The sequence below is a fragment of the Paenibacillus sp. J31R30 genome, assembly GCF_059692115.1.
Map to the genome: position 1 here is coordinate 1401076 of NZ_JCAUAV010000001.1, position 22255 is coordinate 1423330.

Annotated in this window: 22 protein-coding genes and 1 other annotated feature; of the genes, 19 read left to right on the forward strand and 3 right to left on the reverse strand. The window is 44.7% G+C overall.

Translation table 11 applies throughout. The features are described from left to right. The first annotated feature begins 35 nt into the window (after positions 1 to 35). From AC58QO_RS05590 to AC58QO_RS05680, 19 genes are all read left to right on the forward strand, one after another. Positions 36 to 593: a DEAD/DEAH box helicase family protein gene (locus AC58QO_RS05590; protein ID WP_497264253.1), complete on the forward strand. Its 558-nt coding sequence runs from the start codon at positions 36 to 38 to the stop codon at positions 591 to 593. 34 nt (positions 594 to 627) lie between these two features. Next, positions 628 to 1080, forward strand: coding sequence for a GNAT family N-acetyltransferase (locus AC58QO_RS05595; protein ID WP_497264396.1), 453 nt, complete (start codon positions 628 to 630; stop codon positions 1078 to 1080). Positions 1081 to 1394: 314 nt separating this feature from the next. Then, positions 1395 to 1877: a DUF6530 family protein gene (locus tag AC58QO_RS05600; protein ID WP_477593919.1), complete on the forward strand. Its 483-nt coding sequence runs from the start codon at positions 1395 to 1397 to the stop codon at positions 1875 to 1877. A gap of 5 nt (positions 1878 to 1882) precedes the next feature. Next, the gene (locus AC58QO_RS05605; RefSeq protein ID WP_497264254.1) at positions 1883 to 2266 is read left to right on the forward strand and encodes a GIY-YIG nuclease family protein; all 384 of its coding nucleotides are present in this window, start codon (positions 1883 to 1885) and stop codon (positions 2264 to 2266) included. 308 nt (positions 2267 to 2574) lie between these two features. Then, complete coding sequence (locus AC58QO_RS05610; RefSeq protein ID WP_497264255.1) at positions 2575 to 2706, forward strand: hypothetical protein; 132 nt, start codon at positions 2575 to 2577, stop codon at positions 2704 to 2706. A gap of 309 nt (positions 2707 to 3015) precedes the next feature. Continuing rightward, entirely contained in the window at positions 3016 to 3876 is an 861-nt protein-coding gene (locus tag AC58QO_RS05615) for an ABC transporter permease (RefSeq protein WP_497264397.1), read from the forward strand. A gap of 16 nt (positions 3877 to 3892) precedes the next feature. Continuing rightward, on the forward strand, positions 3893 to 4768 hold the full coding sequence (locus AC58QO_RS05620) for a carbohydrate ABC transporter permease (protein ID WP_497264256.1): 876 nt from the start codon (positions 3893 to 3895) through the stop codon (positions 4766 to 4768). Between the two features lie 68 nt (positions 4769 to 4836). Beyond that, on the forward strand, positions 4837 to 6507 hold the full coding sequence (locus tag AC58QO_RS05625) for an extracellular solute-binding protein (protein ID WP_497264257.1): 1671 nt from the start codon (positions 4837 to 4839) through the stop codon (positions 6505 to 6507). A 95-nt stretch (positions 6508 to 6602) separates the two neighbouring features. Next, positions 6603 to 8825 carry a helix-turn-helix domain-containing protein gene (locus AC58QO_RS05630; RefSeq protein ID WP_497264258.1) on the forward strand — a complete coding sequence of 741 codons (2223 nt, stop codon included), beginning with the start codon at positions 6603 to 6605 and terminating at the stop codon, positions 8823 to 8825. A 174-nt stretch (positions 8826 to 8999) separates the two neighbouring features. After that, positions 9000 to 9983 (forward strand): aldo/keto reductase, encoded by a 984-nt coding sequence (locus tag AC58QO_RS05635; RefSeq protein WP_497264259.1) that lies wholly within the window; start codon positions 9000 to 9002, stop codon positions 9981 to 9983. A gap of 203 nt (positions 9984 to 10186) precedes the next feature. Beyond that, the gene (locus tag AC58QO_RS05640) at positions 10187 to 11005 is read left to right on the forward strand and encodes a class I SAM-dependent methyltransferase (protein ID WP_497264260.1); all 819 of its coding nucleotides are present in this window, start codon (positions 10187 to 10189) and stop codon (positions 11003 to 11005) included. A gap of 34 nt (positions 11006 to 11039) precedes the next feature. Next, positions 11040 to 12185, forward strand: a complete 1146-nt coding sequence (locus AC58QO_RS05645; protein WP_497264398.1) for an MFS transporter — start codon at positions 11040 to 11042, stop codon at positions 12183 to 12185. A gap of 28 nt (positions 12186 to 12213) precedes the next feature. Beyond that, complete coding sequence (locus AC58QO_RS05650; protein ID WP_497264261.1) at positions 12214 to 13113, forward strand: hypothetical protein; 900 nt, start codon at positions 12214 to 12216, stop codon at positions 13111 to 13113. A 79-nt stretch (positions 13114 to 13192) separates the two neighbouring features. Beyond that, on the forward strand, positions 13193 to 13681 hold the full coding sequence (locus AC58QO_RS05655; RefSeq protein ID WP_497264262.1) for an SRPBCC family protein: 489 nt from the start codon (positions 13193 to 13195) through the stop codon (positions 13679 to 13681). 202 nt (positions 13682 to 13883) lie between these two features. After that, positions 13884 to 14711 carry a sugar phosphate isomerase/epimerase family protein gene (locus tag AC58QO_RS05660; RefSeq protein ID WP_497264263.1) on the forward strand — a complete coding sequence of 276 codons (828 nt, stop codon included), beginning with the start codon at positions 13884 to 13886 and terminating at the stop codon, positions 14709 to 14711. A 98-nt stretch (positions 14712 to 14809) separates the two neighbouring features. Beyond that, entirely contained in the window at positions 14810 to 15229 is a 420-nt protein-coding gene (locus AC58QO_RS05665) for an HIT family protein (protein ID WP_497264264.1), read from the forward strand. A gap of 176 nt (positions 15230 to 15405) precedes the next feature. Further along, positions 15406 to 15632: a binding site (T-box leader), on the forward strand. A 43-nt stretch (positions 15633 to 15675) separates the two neighbouring features. Next, positions 15676 to 16488 carry a class I SAM-dependent methyltransferase gene (locus AC58QO_RS05670; RefSeq protein ID WP_497264265.1) on the forward strand — a complete coding sequence of 271 codons (813 nt, stop codon included), beginning with the start codon at positions 15676 to 15678 and terminating at the stop codon, positions 16486 to 16488. A gap of 3 nt (positions 16489 to 16491) precedes the next feature. Next, positions 16492 to 17760, forward strand: a complete 1269-nt coding sequence (locus tag AC58QO_RS05675) for an NUDIX hydrolase N-terminal domain-containing protein (protein WP_497264266.1) — start codon at positions 16492 to 16494, stop codon at positions 17758 to 17760. Positions 17761 to 17790: 30 nt separating this feature from the next. After that, complete coding sequence (locus AC58QO_RS05680) at positions 17791 to 18312, forward strand: YfiT family bacillithiol transferase (protein WP_497264399.1); 522 nt, start codon at positions 17791 to 17793, stop codon at positions 18310 to 18312. A gap of 91 nt (positions 18313 to 18403) precedes the next feature. On the opposite strand, the gene AC58QO_RS05685 is transcribed toward AC58QO_RS05680, so the two are convergent. Genes AC58QO_RS05685 through AC58QO_RS05695 form a run of 3 tightly spaced genes read right to left on the reverse strand, consistent with a single transcriptional unit; the run spans position 18404 to position 22110 of the window. Further along, complete coding sequence (locus AC58QO_RS05685; protein ID WP_497264267.1) at positions 18404 to 18742, reverse strand: hypothetical protein; 339 nt, start codon at positions 18740 to 18742, stop codon at positions 18404 to 18406. Positions 18743 to 18760: 18 nt separating this feature from the next. Then, positions 18761 to 20539, reverse strand: coding sequence for a cache domain-containing sensor histidine kinase (locus AC58QO_RS05690; protein WP_497264268.1), 1779 nt, complete (start codon positions 20537 to 20539; stop codon positions 18761 to 18763). Next, positions 20536 to 22110, reverse strand: a complete 1575-nt coding sequence (locus AC58QO_RS05695; protein ID WP_497264269.1) for a response regulator — start codon at positions 22108 to 22110, stop codon at positions 20536 to 20538. The genes AC58QO_RS05690 and AC58QO_RS05695 overlap by 4 nt, the downstream gene beginning before the upstream one ends. Positions 22111 to 22255: the final 145 nt, after the last annotated feature.

The window sequence follows — 22255 nt, forward strand, 5'->3', positions numbered from 1 at the left end:
TAAGAGCGAGGGATGAATCTTAGTGAGGTGCAGAGATGAAATTTGTGCTAATTTTCGGTCCGCAAGCTGTAGGCAAAATGACAGTCGGACACGAACTATGTAAAATAACCGAGTTGAAACTATTCCATAATCATATGACGATTGATCTTGTTCATCCCTTTTTCGGGTTTACCGCAGAAACTTGGCGTCTAGTTGACTTGTTTCGATGTGAGATTTTCGAAGCTGTTGCCAAAAGTGAGCTTTATGGATTAATTTTCACTTATGTTTGGGGTTTTGACGTGCAAGCAGATTGGGATTTTGTGCAAAAAGTTTGTGCGATTTTCGAATCCAAAGGTGGTGAGATTTATTTCGTTGAACTTGAAGCACCCGTGGATGAGCGCATTGAACGGAACAAAACGCCACATAGACTTGCGCATAAACCGACCAAACGTGATGTCTCACAATCAGAACAGAACTTGCTCATAAGCATGGAGACGCATCGATTGAACTCGTTCGAAGGTGAAATTACTAGAGAGAATTACTTGCGAATCAACAATGTTGGCCTGAGCCCAGTGGAAGTAGCGGCGATGATCAATGAAAAGTTTCATTTCTGAATCCTTCACGATAAGAATGGAGGCATAGATGATGTTGCATATTAGAGAATTACAGCTTACCGAAGAGTATCCTATTCATTTGTTTCTTTTAGCTGATCCAGAGCTTGCGATGGTGGAGTCGTATGTCTATCAGAGCAAATGCTTCGTTTTGGAAGAAAATCATGAAATTATCGGTTCTTATTTGCTGCTGCCAACGCGGCCGAAGACAATTGAACTAGTGAATATTGCGGTGATCACGAAGAAACAAGGCAGAGGTTATGGGAAAGAACTTGTGAAGCACGCCGTGCAGACAGCAAGGACTTTGAACTATCAGACGATTGAAGTTGGCACGGGTAATTCAGGTGTGCAGCAGCTAAGTCTTTATCAGAAGTGCGGATTTCGGATCTATGGTGTTGATCTCGATTTCTTCACAAGGCATTATAAGGAGCCGATTTTCGAAAATGGCATTCAATGCCGAGATATGATTCGCTTAAGTCAGGACTTATAAATAGCGTAGGAAAAACTCCTGCTAACAGTGCCATTCGGGCACTGCAGCAGGAGTTTTTCTGTATGAGGAACGCCGTTCGCGTCTATTCAGTATGACCCAAAATAGATATGCGCATACATAGGCGTTCACTTTTAACGGCTCGAGGGGACTAATGTTTATGTTGACAGGCATCAATTGACTTGAAAATGAAGCTGAGGTATACTTCATTCATCGGTTTCAAATTTAGTAAATTAGTAAATTAGTAAATGAAAACGGTGAGAGATACAAACTGAAAATCTTTCATCCGAATCCTATTCGAACTTGGAGGAATCACAATGAAAATACCAACGACGCTTAAACATAAACCTGTCATCGTTGCTGAGAATTATGCCAATATTGACGGCAGATATACGCAAAACACGGATACGCAAGGTCTTTCTTTAGGGCTTGCCCAGTGGAACGACAGAGGGAAGGTAGATATTTCTGCTAAAGTCTGGCGTTACACCGGTGAGAAATGGTCCCGTCAATCAGAGGAGCTGCCCTTGCACCGCGTGTTAGATTTGGCGATCCTCGTGTGCCGCACGAAGCTGCATTTCCAAGAGGATGCTTATCGCTATGAGAACTCTTATAATCCCGAGAATCCTGTAATCGACCGTATCGGGCTGCAAGGGGATGCCATGACGGTAGGGGTATGTACGGATAATGAGAAAATTAACGAAGATATCAAGCTCTTCAGCCAAGCATTGAGTGATGACGGAGAGTTGATCGGCGAACGGTTACGCACGCTTTCCAGGATTTTAAAAGAAATGGGGTACTAATCAACATGTTAGACAAACAGAAGAAGAAGGAGCTTGCCACCAACTATAAGCAAACGTTTCGCGCGATGGGCGTTTATCAAATTCGAAATATCCAGAATGATAAAATATTTGTTAACGGCAGCATGGATTTAGACGGAATGAGGAATCGGCTTGAATTTTGTAAACAGATGAATACGAATACCTTCAACGAGCTCCAGAAAGATTGGGCGACGTTCGGAGGCGGTAGCTTCGTATTCGAGGTGTTAGATGAAATCGAGCCCCGCGAGGAAACCGTGCTGGACGCTACGGATCTGAAAAGCTACCGGGCCGAAGTGGATGCGCTGCTTGAATTATGGCTAGAGAAACTAGAGCCGTACGACGAGAAGGGCTATAATAAACGCAAGCGTTAAGCTTCATAGCAGTTGAACTATAAGAACCTATCCGTCAGGGAATCCCTGTCAGATAGGTTTTTTTCTACTTTTTAAAGTCGGAATAACATAAAAAGTGAAGCGTGCGAAATATGTGAAGCGCCTTGTCATCATCAAAAGTGTGAACCTCAATGAAATGTGTGAGTTGTACCGGTGATACGTCTGACTCTATGCTGAGGTCAATTCGATTCAGCATATGAAACATATGCGAACGAAGCCGTAACGCAGAAGAACAATTAAAAGGAGGTAATAAATTGATGAGGTAAAGATGGTTAAAAGCATGCATGTTCATGTTGTGCATGTTAATTGCTCTTTCGATCGTACTCGCGGCGCAGCCAGAAAAAGCTGCAGCCGGTGCTTATGATCGAGATAATGTGATGTTGAACGGAACGTGGGATTTCTATCCGAACAATTTTAATTAGCCTCCATCACCTGTTTAAACATACGAAAGGAGCTGGAGGCTGTCCATAACACATTATGTTAGGCGAATAGAAAGTGTGAAGAGTGTGATTTCTGAATAAATGTGAGGCATGTTTAAAAGTGTGAATTGAATGCATGACTGCTTCGTCCTATGCTGAGTTCAGGCCAACGGGGAAGCAGTCGGCTTTCAATTAAAATTTATCGCTAGGGGGGTGAGTATCATCTCGAATGTACAGGTGGATGTTGTCGCACCTCAGGTTAAAGTTAAAAAACGAATAAATGACAGACGGTTTAAACAGAACATTCCCATCATGCTAATGTTTCTGCCAGCACTCGCTTATTTTCTCATTTTCCGCTATGCCCCAATGGGAGGCTTGATTATCGCCTTCAAGGAGTACAACTTTACCGACGGGATTTTCGGAAGTCCATGGGTAGGGATGAAAAACTTTCATATTTTATTTACGCAGCCTCAAATGATCCAAATCATTAAGAACACCTTATTGCTCAGTGTGCTCCAAGTCGTGGTGGGATTCCCATTTCCCATTATTCTAGCCATTATGCTGAATGAAGCGAGAAAGCTATGGTTCAAACGAATCGTGCAGACGATCGTGTATCTACCGCATTTCCTGAATTGGGTCATTATCGGGGGCATTATCATTTTGATTTTCGCTCAGCAAAACGGGATTATCAATCATTTTGTCACGAGCTGGACGGGTGAGCCTTATCCCTTTCTCTATAAAGAGCATGCCTGGGTGGCCATCTTCGTGAGCAGCGGAATTTGGAAAGAAGCAGGCTGGAGCGCTATCATTTACTTGGCCGCACTAGCTGGCATCGACCCCGCCTTGTACGAATCGGCTAGCATGGACGGTGCGGGGAAATGGAAGCAAATTTATCACATCACGATCCCATCCATTCGGTCAACACTGGCCATTATGTTTATTCTATCGGTTGGGCACGTCATGGAAGTGGGTTTTGATCAAATTTATGTGCTGCAGAATTCGGCGGTGGCCAATATTTCTGAAGTGATTTCAACATGGAATTATAAATTCGGCATTAATGGTGGCCGATTTAGCTTAGCAACAGCCATGGGACTTTTCGAATCCATCGTGAGTCTGACCTTGGTCGTCTCTGTGAACCAAATTGCAAGACGATTTGATCAAGGATTATGGTGAGAAGGAGGGACCAGGTTTGAAAGCTTCATTGGGTGAGAAATGGTTTTATGTGTTTAACTATACGCTGTTAGCTATCATAGGGCTGAGTTGCGCTCTGCCGATGTTTCATCTATTTGCCTTGTCGCTTAGCTCAAATGATGCCATTATGTCAGGCTTTGTTAAACTTTGGCCAGTTGGTTGGAATTGGGAGACGTACAATAAGTTATTTACCGGTACGCATATCGTTGCCGCAGCAAGGAACAGCTTCGTGATTACCGTCGTGGGAACCATTCTGAATATGGTATTTACCGTATGCTGTGCTTATCCGCTGTCTCGGAAGTTTATGTACGGAAGACGTTTCTTTTCTCTTTTGATCATTTTCTCCATGTTGTTTAGCGGAGGGCTCATCCCAACCTATCTGGTTGTTAAATCGCTGGGACTCGTGAATACGTTCGGTGCCTTATGGTTTTCCTCTTTGATCAGCGTGTATAACATGCTTGTACTTCGCACGTTTCTCGGGGGGATTCCGGAGGAGATCGAAGAGGCTGCTCGCATCGACGGATGCGGGGAAGTACGCCTTCTTGTGCAAATCATACTCCCGCTTTCGGTACCTGTCCTTGCGGCACTGACGCTTTTTTACGCAGTAGGTCACTGGAATTCATTCTTCGGGGCGATGATTTACATTAATGATTCTACAAAAGCACCACTCGCTGTACTCGTCCAACAAATGATTCAAAGTCAGCAGCTGCTGCAGCAAATTGCGAACACTTCGTCTGAGGACCTGAACTCCATAACACCAGAGTCTATTAAAGCAGCAGGTGTGTTCGTCATGGTGATTCCGATGTTGATTATGTATCCGTTCCTGCAAAAGTATTTCGTCAAGGGAGTTATGATCGGTTCCGTCAAAGGATAGTTTCAAATTGTTGGAATTGCATATCTTTTCCAAAAGATTGCTTTATAATATAATTGGGAGGTCATAAAATGAAGAAGAAAACAATGCTTGTCACTGCCGTATCCGTCCTACTAAGTGGTGTCGCTGTAGCTGGGTGTTCGTCCGATAAGCCGGCAGATAAGGCTGTAGAAACGGCTTCGCAAGCAACGGCCCAAGCAACTACGCAGGCTACGCCTAAAGCGCCGCAGGCGGTTAGTATATCCTTCTATGATCGCGGCAGCATTCCTCCTGAAGTGGGCACACCAGAGAATAACTTGTGGACGAAGTATATCGCGAGCAAGGCTGGCGTCGACTTAAAAGTTGTTCCGATTCCACGTGGGGAGTCCGTAGCAAAATTCAATACCCTAGTTGCTTCCGGATCTGCCCCTGATCTCATACTTGAATATGACGCAGGCTTCCGTAATCAGCTGTATGTCCAGAAGCAGATCATGCCGATCGACGACCTGATTAACAAATACAGTACCACGTATAAAGATACGCTAGCCAAATTCCCTTTACTCAAAAAACTAGGAACCCATGACGACGGAAAGTTGTATGATTTTGGACGCGTTCTCGGTTATGTACCTTATCACTATGTTCTCGTTCGTGAGGACTGGTTGAAAAAACTAAACCTGAGTGTACCGACAACTGTCGATGAGTTGTACCAGGTAACGAAAGCGTTTGCAGAGAAGGATCCAGATGGGAATGGCAAGAAGGATACTTTTGGACTCAACCTCAGCACGACCGTTCCAGGAGATGACAATTGGATTAACTATATTTTTCAGAACGTCGATTGGGTACTCCAAGATGGCAAGTGGACCAAGGATTGGGATCGCGCCGAAGCAGCAGCGGAATTCCGTAAAAAACTGTTCGATGAAGGCATCGTCGATAAAGACTTCTTGACAGATAAAAACGGGAAGAAAGCGGAGCAGGACTTCGTAACTGGCAAAACGGGCATTTACGGTTCAGGCGGCTCAATTAAAGGCTTCTACACGTTGTACGAAACATTGCGTAAAAACGTGTCGGATGCAAAATTGATTCCGATCGCCCTGCCGAAGAGCCAATTCGGTCAATTCTCGCCTGATTTCAATCCTCCGGTACAATTAACGGGCGCTTTGAATGTGAAGACCAAAAATCCAGAAGCTGCGATTAAAGCGGTTGACTTCTTAAGCTCGAAGGAATGGGTAAAAACAACGTACGTTGGCCAGGAAGGTATTCATTTTAAACTGGATAGCGGAAAAGAAGTGCCGATTGATAAAGACAAGAACAAGAAAGAGCTGGATTGGTTAGGTGATTTCCGCATGCTGGGCGGCCAGTATGTCTACAACGAGTTTGATACAACAACAAAAGCATTTGATCAAACCAAACCGTTCGATAAGGAAGTGTACGATCTGTCTCAACAGATCTTTAAGCTCTACATTACGAAGGATCGCCCGCTTGCTCATATTACGCTGCCAGGGTTTTATCCGCTGCTGCCGTCCGATATTCAATTCATTAGTAAAACATTGTTTGATAATGGCGGCCCTGTCAAAGATATTTGGAACAAAGCGATTGTTAGCGGCAGCTCATACAGCATCAAACAAGCGAAACAGGACGCGCAATCCCTTTGGAAGAAATCAGATGGAGATAAGCTAGAAGCTTGGTACCAAGACTGGTATTCGAAAAATAAAGACACCATGGTTAATCAAAATGATCTATTAAGCTTACAATTCAACAATTAAACGATAAACGATACCGTGATGGCTGTCGGCAGGATTTCCTGTCGACAGTTTCATCGTCTTTCACGGATCGAACTCAGTAGGGAGTGGGAAATCTAATGCGAACAAAGCAAACTTTGTTTTTTCGTTTACTAACGACCTATTTGCCGATTCTTTACGTGGTGATCTTCGTCTTGATTTTCGTCTTTTTCATGACGGTGAATCAATTATCACAGCGGCAAACGGTCAAAGCAAACGACGCATTTTCCCACTATACCTTGCAGCGGTTGGATTCGCTTCTTGCGAACATCGATCAAATAGTGAATGCTGAAATCACGAATAATAAAGAACTAAATTCGTATGTCTATCTGAAAAATGATGCAGAGCTGAATCCTTATTTACTTAGTAGTAAGGTGTCCGATCGTTTTCGGCAAATCAAGCTGAGCTTTCCGCTTATTTACTCGATTTATTTGTATCGAAATATCGATATGAATGTGCTGAGTTCCGACATGCTGCTTCCGTTGGATCGGTTTGGAGATCGGATGTTTCTTCAGGAGCTGCTATCGCAATCCTTCACTAGTACGTGGACGCCTGTAAGGAAGTACAAAGATTTTGATATGCAGGCCTATGATGTGCGGATCGTCTCACTTGTCAAAAAGGTTCCAGACCCAACTAACCCCTATGGGGTGTTGGTCGTTAATTTGGATGTGGCTTCGCTCCAAACTTGGTTAAATGAGTTGACCGCAGGCTCGATCAGCTATGTCAAACTTTTCGATAATCAAGGGAATCTACTTGGTAACAGTAAAAATGCTGCAAACAGCGATATTTTGACCTTAACTTCAGAAGTTACAGGCTGGAAGATGAGCAGTGGTTTACTGGCGAATTATCATTACGGGATATTTACCGATATCTATGAGGGTTGGATCATTCTTGGCGTCATCATGATTGTGATAGCATCAGCGGGGATGGTGTATTTATCTAAACGATATGCCAAACCGATTGACTCCAGCATGAACCGAATATCGGAGTTTATTAGCGGAAAGCAGTTGGGACAATCGAAAGGTGAAGTGTTGCAATACGTCGATTTGGCGGTCGATCAGATTATTGATTTCGCAAAGCGCTATCAATCGGAGAGCAATACGAATTTGCCTTATCGTCAGAAGCATTTCTTTCAGGAACTGCTTGCCGGTGACCGTGTTTTTGATACGAACGAGCTGCATGAGGAGATGAGGTATTTCGGTTTTACTGAAAAATGGAGCTCGTTTGGCGTTGCCTTGATCGAGATTGACCGAATCTCCGATTTTGCTCAGGAATACTCGTATCGTGATCAATATTTATTGAAATTCGTGCTCATGAATGTGCTTAAAGAAATTATTGAGCAACAGCAAATGGGCGTATGGTGTGATTGGCTTTCCTCAGAAACACTTGGTGTGCTTTTCGGTCATAAAGAAACGCTCATTCTAGAAGATACCGTAAGTACGTGTAGGAGCATCCAAGAATGGGTGCAGGCCAACTTGGACTTTACGGTTACGATCGGAGTGGGGTCGGTTGTTACGTTGTCTGAGCAGATTCGTATCTCATTCGATCAGGCCGATAAAGCATTGCAGTATAAATCGGCACTCGGAAACAATCGCGTCATTGACTACGCATCCACCTCACGTCGATCTGAATCGGAGATATTCGAAGTTCTCCAATTAATACGTTCGATCGTTCAAGCTTACAAATGCGGGAATGAGGATTGGATGAAACAGTTCGATTTTTTGTTTGGGGCCATTGGCCGTGGATTGTATACACATGATGAAATGATTAATTTGTTTAACTATATGAGTTATACGTTCACCCGAGAGCTGTCTGATTTCCCGCCAGAATATACAGAAATTTGGAAGCTAGAGGCGATGGCGCCAATTTCTCATGCGCTTAGCACTTTCGAGACGCTAGATGAGCTGCGTTGTGTTTATCTAAATAGTCTGAACCTCGTAGCTGAGAAGTGGCGATTAGCCCGCGATCACAAAGGACAGCGTTCACAAATGCGCGACGTCAGAGATTATATCGAGCAGCATTATAACGATAGTACGTTGTCACTACAACTTTTGAGTGAGAGATTCGGTCTAAGCAAAAATTACTTAAGCCGTTTATTTAAAGATGAAATTGGTGAAAATTTCATAGATTATCTCACGAATATTCGCATGCGGCATGCAAGAGAATTGCTGGAAGATTCAGTGATGCCCATCCAAGAAATCGCTGTAAAAGTTGGCTACGAGCATTATTTCACCTTTAACCGTGCCTTCAAGAAATTAATGGGCTTCCCTCCGAATGAATTCCGCAAACAACAGGAAGCTTAGATGGTAGAGGGAAAGAAGGATGTACAAGACTGGTCTAACAAGGGTACCCGACATTGAGCGGATACCCTTTTTTTTGCATAAACAGGCAGGTTTCCTCTTATCCTATGGCGAAGTGGTGATAGATGAAATCTTTGGAAGTAACTTGATGAGATCTACATATAAGGAGTGGAAGAGATGAAATACCGTCAACTTGGAGATACAGAGCTTCGAATCAGTGAGGTGAGCTTCGGAACTTGGGCGATTGGTGGAGGCTGGGGAGAAGCGAACGACGATGAATCCATTCGAGGATTACACCGTGCGATGGATGCAGGTGTTAACTTTTTTGATACAGCGGATGTGTATGGATCAGGGCATGCGGAAGAGCTGCTCGCGAAAGCGACAAAGGGGAAAGAAGATGAGATACATATCGCGACGAAATTTTGTCGATCGGGCGATATCCATGACCTCGCAACTTATTCGGAAGATGCTGTTCGCCAATTTGCTGAAAATAGTTTGAAACGATTGAATCGTGAACGAATCGATCTTTACCAAATTCACTGCCCGCCACTTGCAATCTTGAAAGATGGCTCCGTGTTCGAAGTGCTTGAGAAATTGAAGGCCGAGGGCAAAATTCGCCATTATGGCGTGAGTGTTGAGACTGTGGAAGAAGGCTTGTTCTGTCTCACTGTTCCAGGTGTCAAAGCCTTGCAGGTGATCTTCAACCTATTCCGTCAGAAGCCAGCCGAGGAGCTCTTCCCGCAAGCGAAAGCTGCAGGTGTTGGCATCTTAGTTAGGCTTCCGCTGGCAAGCGGCCTTTTGACAGGCAAATTCACGGCTTCTAGCACATTTGCGGCAGATGATCACCGGAATTTCAATGCTAACGGCGATCAGTTCAATGTGGGTGAGACATTTGCTGGACTGCCCTTTACCAAAGGCGTTGAACTTGCTAAGGAACTGGCTTGGATTGGCGAGGGGCGTGGCAATATGGCACGCGCTTCGATGCGTTGGATTCTAGAGAATCCGAACATTACGTGTATCATTCCTGGCTTTAAAAACGTCAAGCAAATAGAAGATAATCTGGCAACGCTTGAAGTACCACCGTTTACTTCGGAAGAGCAGTCCCGTTTGCAAAGCTTTTATGCGACTCAAGTACACGATCATATTCGTGGTGCATACTAGCCCAGTTAGAGGGGCATGGAGTTTCGGGGGTCAGGCGAAATGGATATAATAACACCACAACGTTTTAATAGGGGACGACGGATAATCTCGTCAACTTATTCCAAGCTTAATTGTTGGATAGCAGATATTGGCGTCCTGGAGTAGGATTAGAAGCTCATCCTATGGTTGAGCTTTTTTTGTGACCAATCAGGGGAGGGAAACGTATGATCGAACACATTCGCACGAACAATGTTCAGCGCTTTACTGGATTTGGAGCTTTATACGATGAAAGTCGGCCAACGGCACCGCAGGAAGTGATCCGAATTTTGACAGCTTATCTGGGTAGAAAGCCGGAAACCGTTGTCGATGTAGGCTGTGGTACAGGCCTTTCTTCGTTTCTGTGGCTGCATGACGCAGAACGGATTATCGGGATTGAACCGAGTGATGACATGCGGGCAGTTGCCTTAGCCAAGTGGGACGCAATGAGCAAACCTGAAACGCTTCAATTCATGGCAGGACTATCGCATGAGCTAGCACTTCCAACTGCTTCTGCAGACATCGTTACGTGTTCTCAATCGTTCCATTGGATGGAACCACAAAGCACTTTGAGCGAATTCGCTCGTGTGCTGCGTCCAGGCGGGGTATTTGCCGCGTATGATTGCGATTGGCCGCCTGTCATCGACTGGGAAATTGAGCAGCAGTATGTGAAGCTTACGGCTCTTGGTGATCAGCGAGCGGTGGAGCTGGCACAGAAGGATGAGCAAGCGCACAAATGGAATAAGGAAGAGCATTTAAAGCAAATCCAAGCGTCAGGTTTATTCCGATACGCCAGAGAGATTGTGTTTCATAATTGGGAAACCTGCGATGCAACACGCTATGCCAACCTCGCGTTGAGTCAAGGCAGCTTGCAAACCGCGTTAAAGCTGGGTGCGAAAGAGCTAGAAGTGGAAGCGGCGGCATTTCGCCAGCTTGTGGAGAAGGCGTTCGCCGGAGAAGAACGGTCTATATTATTTGGATACCGCATGCGGGTAGGCATTATTTAGCTCTCACAGAGGAAAGAAGGGAACAGCTACGAAACTGAATGTATTTTTATTTTTTTATGCCGTCATTTACATGGGAAATGCGGTGTATGGAACTTTCATGCCGGTGTATCTCAACAACGCCAAGTTCACTCAGGAGCAGATCGGGCTCCTTCTGAGTCTCGGTCCCTTGATTGCAATGATTGGTCAACCCGTATGGGGGGCTTTAGGGGATCGTGCCAAATCGAAGAATCAAATCCTGCGAATATTAATCATAGGCAGCGGTATTTCGATCTTATTCTTCCCGGTCTCGCATCAATTTCTCTATATGCTTGTTTTTATTTGTATTTTCACCTTTTTCCAGACCTCCATATTTGCACTAAGTGATGCCATTACTCTAGAGGAATTAGATCGGCAACCTACATGGAGCTTTGGGGTGATTCGGCTGGGAGGAACGGTAGGCTTCGCCATGATGTCACTCCTTTTCGGGTTCATTGCCAAGTCTTACATTGATTCGATGTTTCTGGTTTATGCTTGTACAATGGTCGCTGCGCTGCTTTGTTTATGGCGGTTTCCGGCTGCAGTTGGGCGTCAGGCACATGTGATGGGGCGGAAATTCCGTGAACTTTTCAAAAATGGTAAACTCATGTTCTATTTAAGCTTAAATTTTATTATCCAAATCACACTTGGCTATTATTACGCTTTCTTCCCAATCTATTTCAAGGAAATGGGCGGGGATAGTGTGATGTTAGGCTGGTCGATGACAATTTCGTCCTTGAGTGAGCTGCCCTTTCTATTATTTTCAGCAAAAATATTCAAGCGAATTCCCGTCTCGATCATTTTTCTCGTTGCAGCCTTGGCATCATCCATCCGGTGGTTCTTATTCTCTAAGATTGAAGTGGCACACTGGATATTACCGGTACAAGTTTTGCATGGACTCATCTTTATCGTTCTTTCGGTTACGATAGCCACGATTATTAATCGCGAAGTACCAGCGGAATGGAAAGCAAGCGGACAAACCCTTAACGGCTTACTTAGCCTTGGGGCGGCTCGAATCATCGGTAGCTTCTTAGGTGGCATTGCTAGCGCTGCTTATGGAATGAGACAAGTTTTTCTCTATAGTTCATGGCTTTCTATGGCGTGTGTTGTTGTGTTTGGAGCTGTGATCTTCTATCGGAGAAAGCAGCATGAACTAAGTACTTAAACTATGGATAAATAGGGGAGCGAGATTGATGATTTTGTCTAGCGCGCAATTTGCCAGAGCACGAGACTTTCTACTTAGTCAGGCGAGAGAAATTGAGAAGGTTATGTTTCTGTACGAGTTCGAGGATGGAGACCCTGCAGACGTAATAGCCGCGCTTAACATCTATCAGAACGAAGATCATGGCTTCGGTCGGGCACTTGAGCCAGATCTTCGATGTGAAGCATCTTCTGTGCTAGCTACAACACATGCGCTTCAATATTTGTCCAAAATCAACTCAGACGTTAGAGTAAGCATGGTGAAAGATTGTTTTGATTATCTGAAAAATACGTTCATCGGTCGATATCAAGGCTGGGAAATCATCACATCGGCTGCAAATGAAGCTCCGCGTGCGATATGGTGGAATTATCAGGGTTTTCAGGCTCATTGGGGGAACCCAAATGCTGAAATTCTCGGCTATTTCTATGAGTTCTCAGAGCTTGCAGATAAGTCATTAAAATCGGAGTTACAAACGAAATGCTTTGAACATTTGTTACATACATCTGAGTTAAAAGACATGCATGAACTTTTTTGCTATGTGAGATTGTTTACTCGATTGCCTATGGATGTACAAAAAGAATTCAAACCAACAATGGAAGCATTTCTCGACAACTGTGTAGTGAAAAATCCAGCTGACAGGGCCGGTTACTGTGCGGTTCCACTTCAAATCGTGGACAGTCCTGAATCTCCTTTTTATGACAACTATCAGGATGCACTCTCTTCCGACTTAGATGCTTTGATTCAAAAGCAAGGTCAGGATGGGAGCTGGGAGCCGAACTGGGCGTGGGGGAGATTTGAAGAGGAATGGCAGCAAGCCAAGGCCGAGTGGAAGGGATATTTGACCTTACAGCATTTGATGACGTTGAAGGCTTTTGGCCGCATCCCGAGGTAAACGTTGTATTCTTTGGATTATGGAAGTAATTTCGATTATGATAGTAAGAAGGTACGATGAGGAAAGGAAGTGCGGAGTCATGATTAAAAATGAAGCGATTCTCACCTATGAACCTGGAGGACAGCAGATTTGTATGACACGTGTGTTCAATGCGCCACGAGAGCTTGTGTTTAAAGCGTTTACGGATGCGAAGCTTATCGTGGAATGGCTTGGACCTCGGGCGTTGACGATGGAATTGGAGACATTTGAACCGAGGAATGGCGGCAGCTGGCGATATATCCATCGGGATAGCATTGGGAACGCGTATGCATTTCGCGGCGTGTACCATGAAGTTACAGCACCTGAACGAATTATTCAAACCTTTGAGTTTGAAGGACTCCCGGAGAAGGGACATGTTATCCTTGAAACAGCCAAATTTGAAGCGCTTGAAGGCGGTCAGACAAAACTGGTGATGGAATCTGTATTTCAGTCAGTCGCGGATCGGGATGGCATGCTGCACTCTGGCATGGAGCAAGGGATGCAGGATTCATATGAGCGTTTAGCGGAGCTGTTGGAACGAATGAAGTAGATGGAAGAGAGCAGGCGTTGAGGCGACCTGCTTTTTTGTTTTGTTACATACATTTAATAACATTAATTATTAATACCATTAAATTATCTTCATAGCTAAAAAAATAGCACAATAAGACATCTTTCTGCCTATTCGAATATGGTGATTCTACAGTGAGTTTGATAAGATACTTCCAAAAAGAAGTATGGAAAGGATGGAAGCTATGCCATTTCTATCATTGACAAGTTGGAGTTTGCATCGCAATCTGGGGCCATTGCGGTGGACACGCTGGGATGAGAGCACGCGCAAGCCATATACAGATGCTCAAGATCAGCCAGAGCTGCTTTCCTTGCTTGAATTACCGGTGGTTCTAGCGGGCAAGGGGTTTACGTCACTGGAAGTGTGTCATTTTCATTTTCCAGAGACGAGTAAGGAGTATCTTCAAGCGTTGAAGAACGCATTTACAGATGCTGATCTGCGTTTCTATACGCTTTTGCTCGAATATGGAGATATCTCAAGCGCGGATGAAGAACGAAGGCAATCTGATATGGCATGGATCAAAAGCTGGATTGACGTCGCGGCACTAACGGGAGCCGAAAGGGTTCGTGTAATTGCTGGGGAAGCGGCGCCAGAGGACCGAGAAGCATTAGGAAGATCCATAGAGGCACTGCGTGAGCTCGGGCAATATGGGGCTGCTCATGGCGTGCGCGTGGTGACAGAGAATTTCAAATCACTTTCATCTACAGCGGATAATTGTGTTGCTTTGTTGGGAGGATGTGGGGATATTCTTGGTTTTACTTCAGATTTCGGAAATTTCAAAGGCGCAGGGAAATACGACGACCTCACTCGGACGATTCCACATAGTGAATCCATTCACGCCAAAGCGCAAACGAACGCCGAAGGAATTCCGGATGAAGTTGAGTTTATTCGCTGCTTAGACATCGCCAAGCAGGCTGGCTATGAAGGACCTCTAACTCTTGTGTACGATGGTCCTGGTGATATGTGGGATGGTATAGAGCGTGTTAGGAAGTTGGCGGAGCCGTACTGTTAAGATTGGATTGACTTTGTGTACATGCTATTATCTGTATTATGCTATGATACTAGGAAACAATCCCCACTCACTAATCGCTAGAATAGGAGACTTCCACAATGAGCCAAGTATGTAATTATTGCAGCAAGAATGAGGCATTAGCTAATTTGATGATTGAAATCGGTCAATTGCGTGTTTCGACCCTGTATTTGTTTAAAGAACAAACGTATAAGGGGCGCTGTATTGTTGCTTTGAATGAGCATCATACTGAATTCTTCCACTTGTCCCAGGAGAAGCAGGATGCCTATATGCGCGATGTGGCCCAAGCAGCTGCAGCGATTGAGCGAGCTTTTTCACCGGACAAGATTAATTATGGCGCTTTTGGCGACACGATGCCTCATGTTCACTTCCACATTGTGCCGAAATGTAAGGATGGTTACACGTGGGGGAAAATGTTCGAGATGAATCCGGCTGACAATAAGCAGCTGAGCGAGCAAGAATATGCGGATATTATTGATCAATTGAAACAGCATTTATAGTCTTTTCGGATACGAGAATATTCAAATCAAAGCCACCTCATCAAGAGGTGGATTTTTTCTTTGGATGTCGAGCTTGGAGCTCGAGACAAAGCGAATTGCTAGTAGTCTTGAAAAAGAGCAATTGACAGGAAGTATTTGGGAATATAAACTTACATCAATACTTTCTAATTTCATATGTAAACGCAATGATTGGGACTAGTAAGGAACCCCTATTGTCCAGAGAGCTGTCGATTCGGTGGAAGACAGTCAATAGCATTCCCCAACTCACCCTTGAGCGGTAAGATCGAAGTGTTCAGTAGATCTTAACGGTTAACCTCCGAGATCGGGTCTCAAGGATTTGTACGTGTTTGTGTTGCAAATCAAGAAGAGTGGTACCGCGAAGGTTAAACCTATCGCCTCTTTGTAGGCGATAGGTTTTTTTGTATTTCAAAAAGGGAGGAAACCGAATGAAGAATGTGATCGATTACTATGCCAAGTTTGATGAATGGGGAAGACTGGATCGCGAGCCTATCGAGTTTACGGTGAATTGGCACTACATGAAGAAGTATCTCCCTAACGGAGGTCATATCCTCGATAATGGGGCTGGACCAGGCAAATACGCAATGGAATTAGCAAAGAATGGGTATAACGTGACCCTCTCGGATCTAACACCTAATCTCGTCGAGCTCGCGAAAGATAAAGCCATTGAATTGGGCTTAGCAGATAGGTTTACTAGTTTTCATTCGCTGAATGCAACGAATTTGCAGGGAATTGCTGATGAAACCTTCGATGCTTCATTGATGCTGGGTCCTCTTTATCATTTGCAGGAAGAAGAAGAGCGAATAGCTGCCGCAAGGGAATTACATCGAGTAACTAAGGAAAATGGTATCGTTTTTGTCGCTTTTCAAAGCCGGACGCGAATGCTTTTGACATCACTTCTGTACCCTCAAGCATGGAAACCGAATGACAATATGGCTGCGATTGCGCATTTTATAAACGAAGGCACTTTTAATCATACAGATGCAGGCCGATTTACAGGCGCGTACTATTACAATGTCGAAGATATTAAGCCTTTTATGGAAAGCCAGGGATTTGCAACGTTAGATCTGATTGGTTCTTCCAACCTAGGTGCTTTGATATCGAATGAACAGAAGCAATATTGGACTGAACGTGGGGAAAAGGATGCGTTCATTGAACTTCTTATCCGTATAGCCCGCGATCCATCGGTATTAGGGATTTCTTCGCATTTGTTATATATCGGGAGAAAAGTAGGAGTGTGAACGATGAGGATTAAGGCTGTTTTATTCGATTTTGATGGGACGCTGGCGGATACATTGCCGTTATCTTTTTATGCCTTTAAATATGTTTTTAAAAAGTACGATGATCGCGAAGTCTCCACTGATGAACTGATCGCCATGTTTGGTCCAACCGAAGACGAAATCATAACTGTTAATTTTGGAAATAAGGACAGAGTTGACGATGCCATCTCTGATTATTACCTAATTTATGAAAAGAATCATGCTGCAGAAGTACCTATGTCAGACGACATGTATCAACTTCTCACGTATTTGAAATCGAATGCTACGAAAATGGGCATTATCACAGGCAAAAGCAGAAAAGCGTATCAGATTTCATCTGAAGCCCTCCATTTGTCGAACTTTTTTGATATTGTGATCACGGGTGATGACGTACAATGGCCTAAGCCAGATCCAGAAGGGATTATCACTGCTCTGACGTATCTAGACGTTTCGAAAGATGAGGCTGTGTTTGTTGGTGATAGTAATGCGGATATTCGGGCAGGTAAATCAGCTGGCTTGCGGACGTATGGTGTGCAATGGCTTTCTACGTATCAAAGTACACATTTCGAAATGGAGCCGGATTTTATTTTTACAAGAATTGAACAGTTTTATAAGCTGCTTATGGAGGATCGCCTTCCAAGCCATAAATGGTTAGACTGGGCAAAGCAAATTCAATCGATTGCGCAAATCGGCTTAACCTATTCGAAGGATGTTTACGATCTAGAACGATTCCAAGCATTGCGGGAAATAAGCGTTGAAATTATGGCTACCTATACTTCTGTGGGCATGGATAAAATTAACCTTAGCTTCGCCAATGAAACCGGGTATGCAACTCCGAAGGTTGATATTCGAGGGGTCGTTTTTGAAGATGATAAAATTCTTCTCGTGAGAGAAAAAGCAGATGGTACTTGGGCACTCCCGGGAGGATGGGCCGATATTGGGTTGTCGCCGTCTGAGGTTGCGGTGAAAGAAATCAAAGAAGAAGCCGGATTTGATGTGGTGCCGGTTAAATTACTCGCAGTCCTTGATAAAAAGTTCCATAGCCATCCACCAGAACCCTATCACATTTATAAAATGTTCATCCTTTGCAGAATCATTGGAGGGCATGCCTTAGGCGGTGTGGAAACGAGCGAAGTGCAATTTTTTGGTGAACATGAACTGCCGGAATTATCTGCAGAACGGAATACGATTGCTCAGGTGAAGCGAATGTTTGATTATTTAAGGGATCCAAACAAAGAAGTCATATTGGATTAATGCGAAATGATGGGGGAAGAGACCGTGAATATGGAACATCTTCGATATCCAATCGGGAAGTTCGCGTACATCGAACATCCAACACAAGCCCAGCGGGACAAATGGATGAATGACATCGCTGAAACAGCGGATATACTGAGCCGGATTGTTATTAACTTAAATCAAGAACAACGATTAACTCCGTATCGCCTAGGTGGATGGACCGTTCAACAAGTCGTTCATCATTTGGCAGATAGTGATATGAATGCGTTTCTTCGTTTCAAACGAGCGTTAACGGAGGATAGCCCTGTCGCAAGCTCTTATAGGGAAGAGTTATGGGCAGAGCTGGGAGATTATCATGTGCCCATTGAAGTATCGATACAAATGCTGGCAGCTATACATATTCGATTTGTAGCCGTGCTTCGCACTTTAGATTCTTTAGATTTCATGAAGACTTTTACGAGTCCGACCCACGGAGTGATGAGCTTAGATATGGCTCTGCAACGATTTGTTTGGCATGATCGGCATCATATCGCCCAGATCACTTCGCTCCATGAACGGATGGAGTGGTAGGAGGGTTAGAAATGAAGGTTGTCGAATGTAAGCACAAACAGTAAGAAGCCAGCGGAGATCCGCTGGCTTTTTCACCGTACCTAAAATCCCTCTATTGCAATGGCGCCAGCTTCGAAGCCCTGAAATAGGTGTCATTGACCTTAACCGCGATGACTTCATTTGCATCGGATCCCTTGACCTCAAATAAAAGGCTGCCAACGGGCTTATCATTCGCGTCACCGTTTTTCTTGGGCATTGGTGCAATTCTTCGTTCAATTCGTCCAATTTGCTTACCAATGTCTTGAGCAGATATTTCAGCAGTTGAAAGCCCATACAGGTGGTTATTCCAGGCCACAACGCTAGGATAACTGCTTGAAGTTTTGGAGCTCGTCAGCGAAGAGCAACCCGCAAGAAGGATGATAAAGCACATAAGGAACGAGAAACGTTTCATGATACAACCACCTTAACCTCAGAATTCCTCTTCTGTAAAAGGAAACGTAATCTCAACCTCGGTCCCTACACCTGGGACACTTCGGTATGTTAGCGTCGCAGGTTCCCCGAAGTAGTGGCGAATACGTTCGCCAACGTTCTTGACGCCGAAGCTGCTGCCACCGATCCGACTGCGGCTAATGCCCGCCATCATATCCTCGATGAGGTTGGGACTCATGCCTACACCATCATCTTTGATTAGCAGGTGCATCGTTTGATCTTCCAGATAAGCCCGGATCGAGATGCTGCCTTCACGCTGCGTTCGTCCCAAAATACCATGAAGAATGGCATTCTCGACAAGTGGCTGAAGGGTGATTTTCGGAATCGGATGACCAAGTAACGCTTCTGGAACGTCAATCTGAAAATCAATCTTATTTTCAAAACGAATATTTTGAATCTGCACATAAAAGGAAACATGCTGCAGCTCTTCGCGCAGGGTGATAATATCTTTGCCGCTGCTGAGGCTGACTTTGTAGAAACGGGCAAGTGCCTTGACGACCTTCTTAATGTCTGTGTTCAGTCCGCTGTCTGCCATCCAGTTAATCAGATCCAACGTATTGTAGAGAAAATGCGGATTAATCTGCGATTGAAGTGCTTTTAATTCCGCATTTTTGACCTCTTGTCCCAGCCGGTAATGTTCCTTATTCATAGAGCTTATTTGCTCAATCATGTAATTATACGTCTGGATGAGCTCGCCAATTTCATCTCGCCCTTGTGTTTGAGCTAGCGCTATTAGATTTCCTTTCTGTACATCCCGCAGACGGCTGGTCAATTGGGTGATTCGTCGAGTAACGGAGAAGGAGAAAAGGTAGGCTAACAAGTAAGCGATCACGGACACAATGAGCAAAATGACCAACAAATCGTTGCGTAACTGATGACTCTGCTGTACAACTTCATGGAGTGGAATGATGGTAACCATCCCCCAATTGGAGGGAAGCTGCCTGAACAAATAGTAATTGTTATTCGTTTGCCAAGTGGTGGAGACGGCATCGTCCAAAGTTTCCGGTAGATCGACTTGAGTAACAGCGGACGGATCCGAGGAGAGGACGATTTGGTGATTTTGATCCACCAGCAAGGTCGTACTGTTCCTAACCACATTGGCTTTGCTCAGCATAGAACGAATCGTTTCCGCTTGAACATCCACGCGCAATTGACCGATCGGGTTCGCGTAATTGTTAGGATCTAGAATACTGCGGACAACGTAAAGTGAAGAACTGTCATGGGAAGACTTCTTGCCTAACTCAGGCGCTGAGCACCATAAATATTTGGCACGCAGCTCATTTAATCGATTAAAGCAAGGACTGTCTGCGGTTTCATCCAATGGCAAGAAATTCTCGGTCTCATTGGCGAAAATAAACGCACTCGGCACATACAGAATAACGCGTGAAATATCGAGGCTATCCTGCATGGAGCGGAGCAGTTTTTTGAGATTAGCATATTCCTGCAGCTCCCGATTAATATCACTTGTTACGTTGTTATCCATCAGAATGTCCGAAATGGCGGAGTTGGAAACGAGTATATTCGTCGTCTCTGCAATCCGCTGCACACGATAATTAAGAAAGGAATACGTCTGATCAAAGCCTTGCTTAGCTGAGTAGGTGACATGATTGATGATGATATCGGACATTTTCTCGGATGCAATGAACTGATAGAAGCCGAGAGGCAGCATGATCAGCAGCAAATAGGTGTACATGATTTTATGACGCAGCTTCGTGTTATACAGCCATTTGCGCAGCATTTGAATGAAGGAGAAGATCATAGTTGGCAGCGCTCCCGGTATTCGGAAGGCGTCATGCCCGTTGATTTACGGAAGATCTTGGCGAAATGTTCCCCGTCCTTGAAGCCAACTTGAGAAGCTACATCCAGCACCTTCAACCGGTTGTTGCGCAGCAGCTCCTTCGCTTTGTCCATCCGATATTCGGTCACGTATTGCTTGATCGTTTTTCCAGTAGCTTCTTTGAAAATAGAAATCAGATGGGAAGCCGTCATCTGCATATGATCGCTCACATCCTGTACAGATAGATCGTCGTCAGCATAATGCAGATGAATGAAACGCATAATGCGTGAACTTGTGGAGGACAAGCCGCCAGTTGAGCGCTCTTGAATCGCATTTTTCAAATCATCTAGCTTTATCGACATAACACGTTGGATATCGTCCAAATATTGGCATTCAAGAATTAGCTTCCAAGCCACGTCATTCTCCTCGGAGGTGACGAAGAGGGTGATGTTCCGACTATGTGCAAACTTATCCATTTCGAGGAGCAAACGATAATAAAGTTCTTTCACACTGACAATGAGCGTGCCTGGATGCTGACGGATGTCAGACGTTATCGAGAATATCAGGTGAGCTGCGTCAGCCCAATTCTCTTCCGCTAACGCTTCCGTGAAGCGGACGAGCTGTTCAGGCTGCACGACATAATGCAGCGAGTGAGTGTCGCTCCCCGTGTTATCATGCAAGATGAGGGAGCAGGGTTTGTGAAAAAATGATTCCTGTAAGCGAAGCACAGCACTCGTATAGGACTCCTGCAGCTTATGAGCGGAAGGAACGATTTTGCCTGCTGCGATCGAAAATAAGCCATATTCCCGCTTCAAAGCGGTGGAAAGCACATAGCATAAATGCTGAACTTGGCTCATCTCAATGAAGTCATGCTGCTGAGAAAAGAAGTGAATGATTGCGTGATGGTCATCTTTCCAAGCGTACAAATAGGGCTTTTCGCCGATAGCCAGTGCTTCATCAATTAAATATCCCAGCGTCTCCTTATGAGGCCCGGGGGAAATTAACTTCATCATCGCCGTTGCCGCAGGCGCTTGCATAACAGCTGTGAAATCTGCAGCCAATAAGCGATTGCGCAGCATCTCTTCATCATAACCGCCGCGAATTAGCTGCAAAGCGGCTTCTTGCTTCATGTAGCTCTTGTTCTCTTTGGCTACCGTATCATTCGCAACATGTCGCTGCTCTTCGAGCACGATGTCGATCGCACCCCGCAATGCCTCTTCCAATTCTTCCACATCGATTGGTTTCTCTACATAGCTAACCGCTTTCAAGGCTATCGCGGCTTTCAAATATTCTTTATCGGCATAGCCGCTCATAAAGACGATTTTGCACTGCGGGTATTTGCGGCGAAGGTGAAAGGCAAGCTCGATCCCATCCATCCGCGGCATGCGAATATCAGTGAGGACGATGTCTGGCTTGAACTGTTCGGCGATGGCAACTGCGTCCAGACCATCCACAGCTTCGATGAGTTCGCTGATGCCGAGACGTTCCCAGCTGACAGATTTCAGCACACCTTCACGTGTGAATTTCTCATCTTCTACGAATAGAAGCTTCATAACGGGCAACCCCCCTTAGTTGTAGCTATAGATTATCTTATATTGTGATGCAATACCACTAGTCGGAGGGGGCATCTGCAAAAGTTACAGGGAATCGATATTTTGTCGGGTTATCACGTAATAAGTAACCTGTTAATTTAGATAC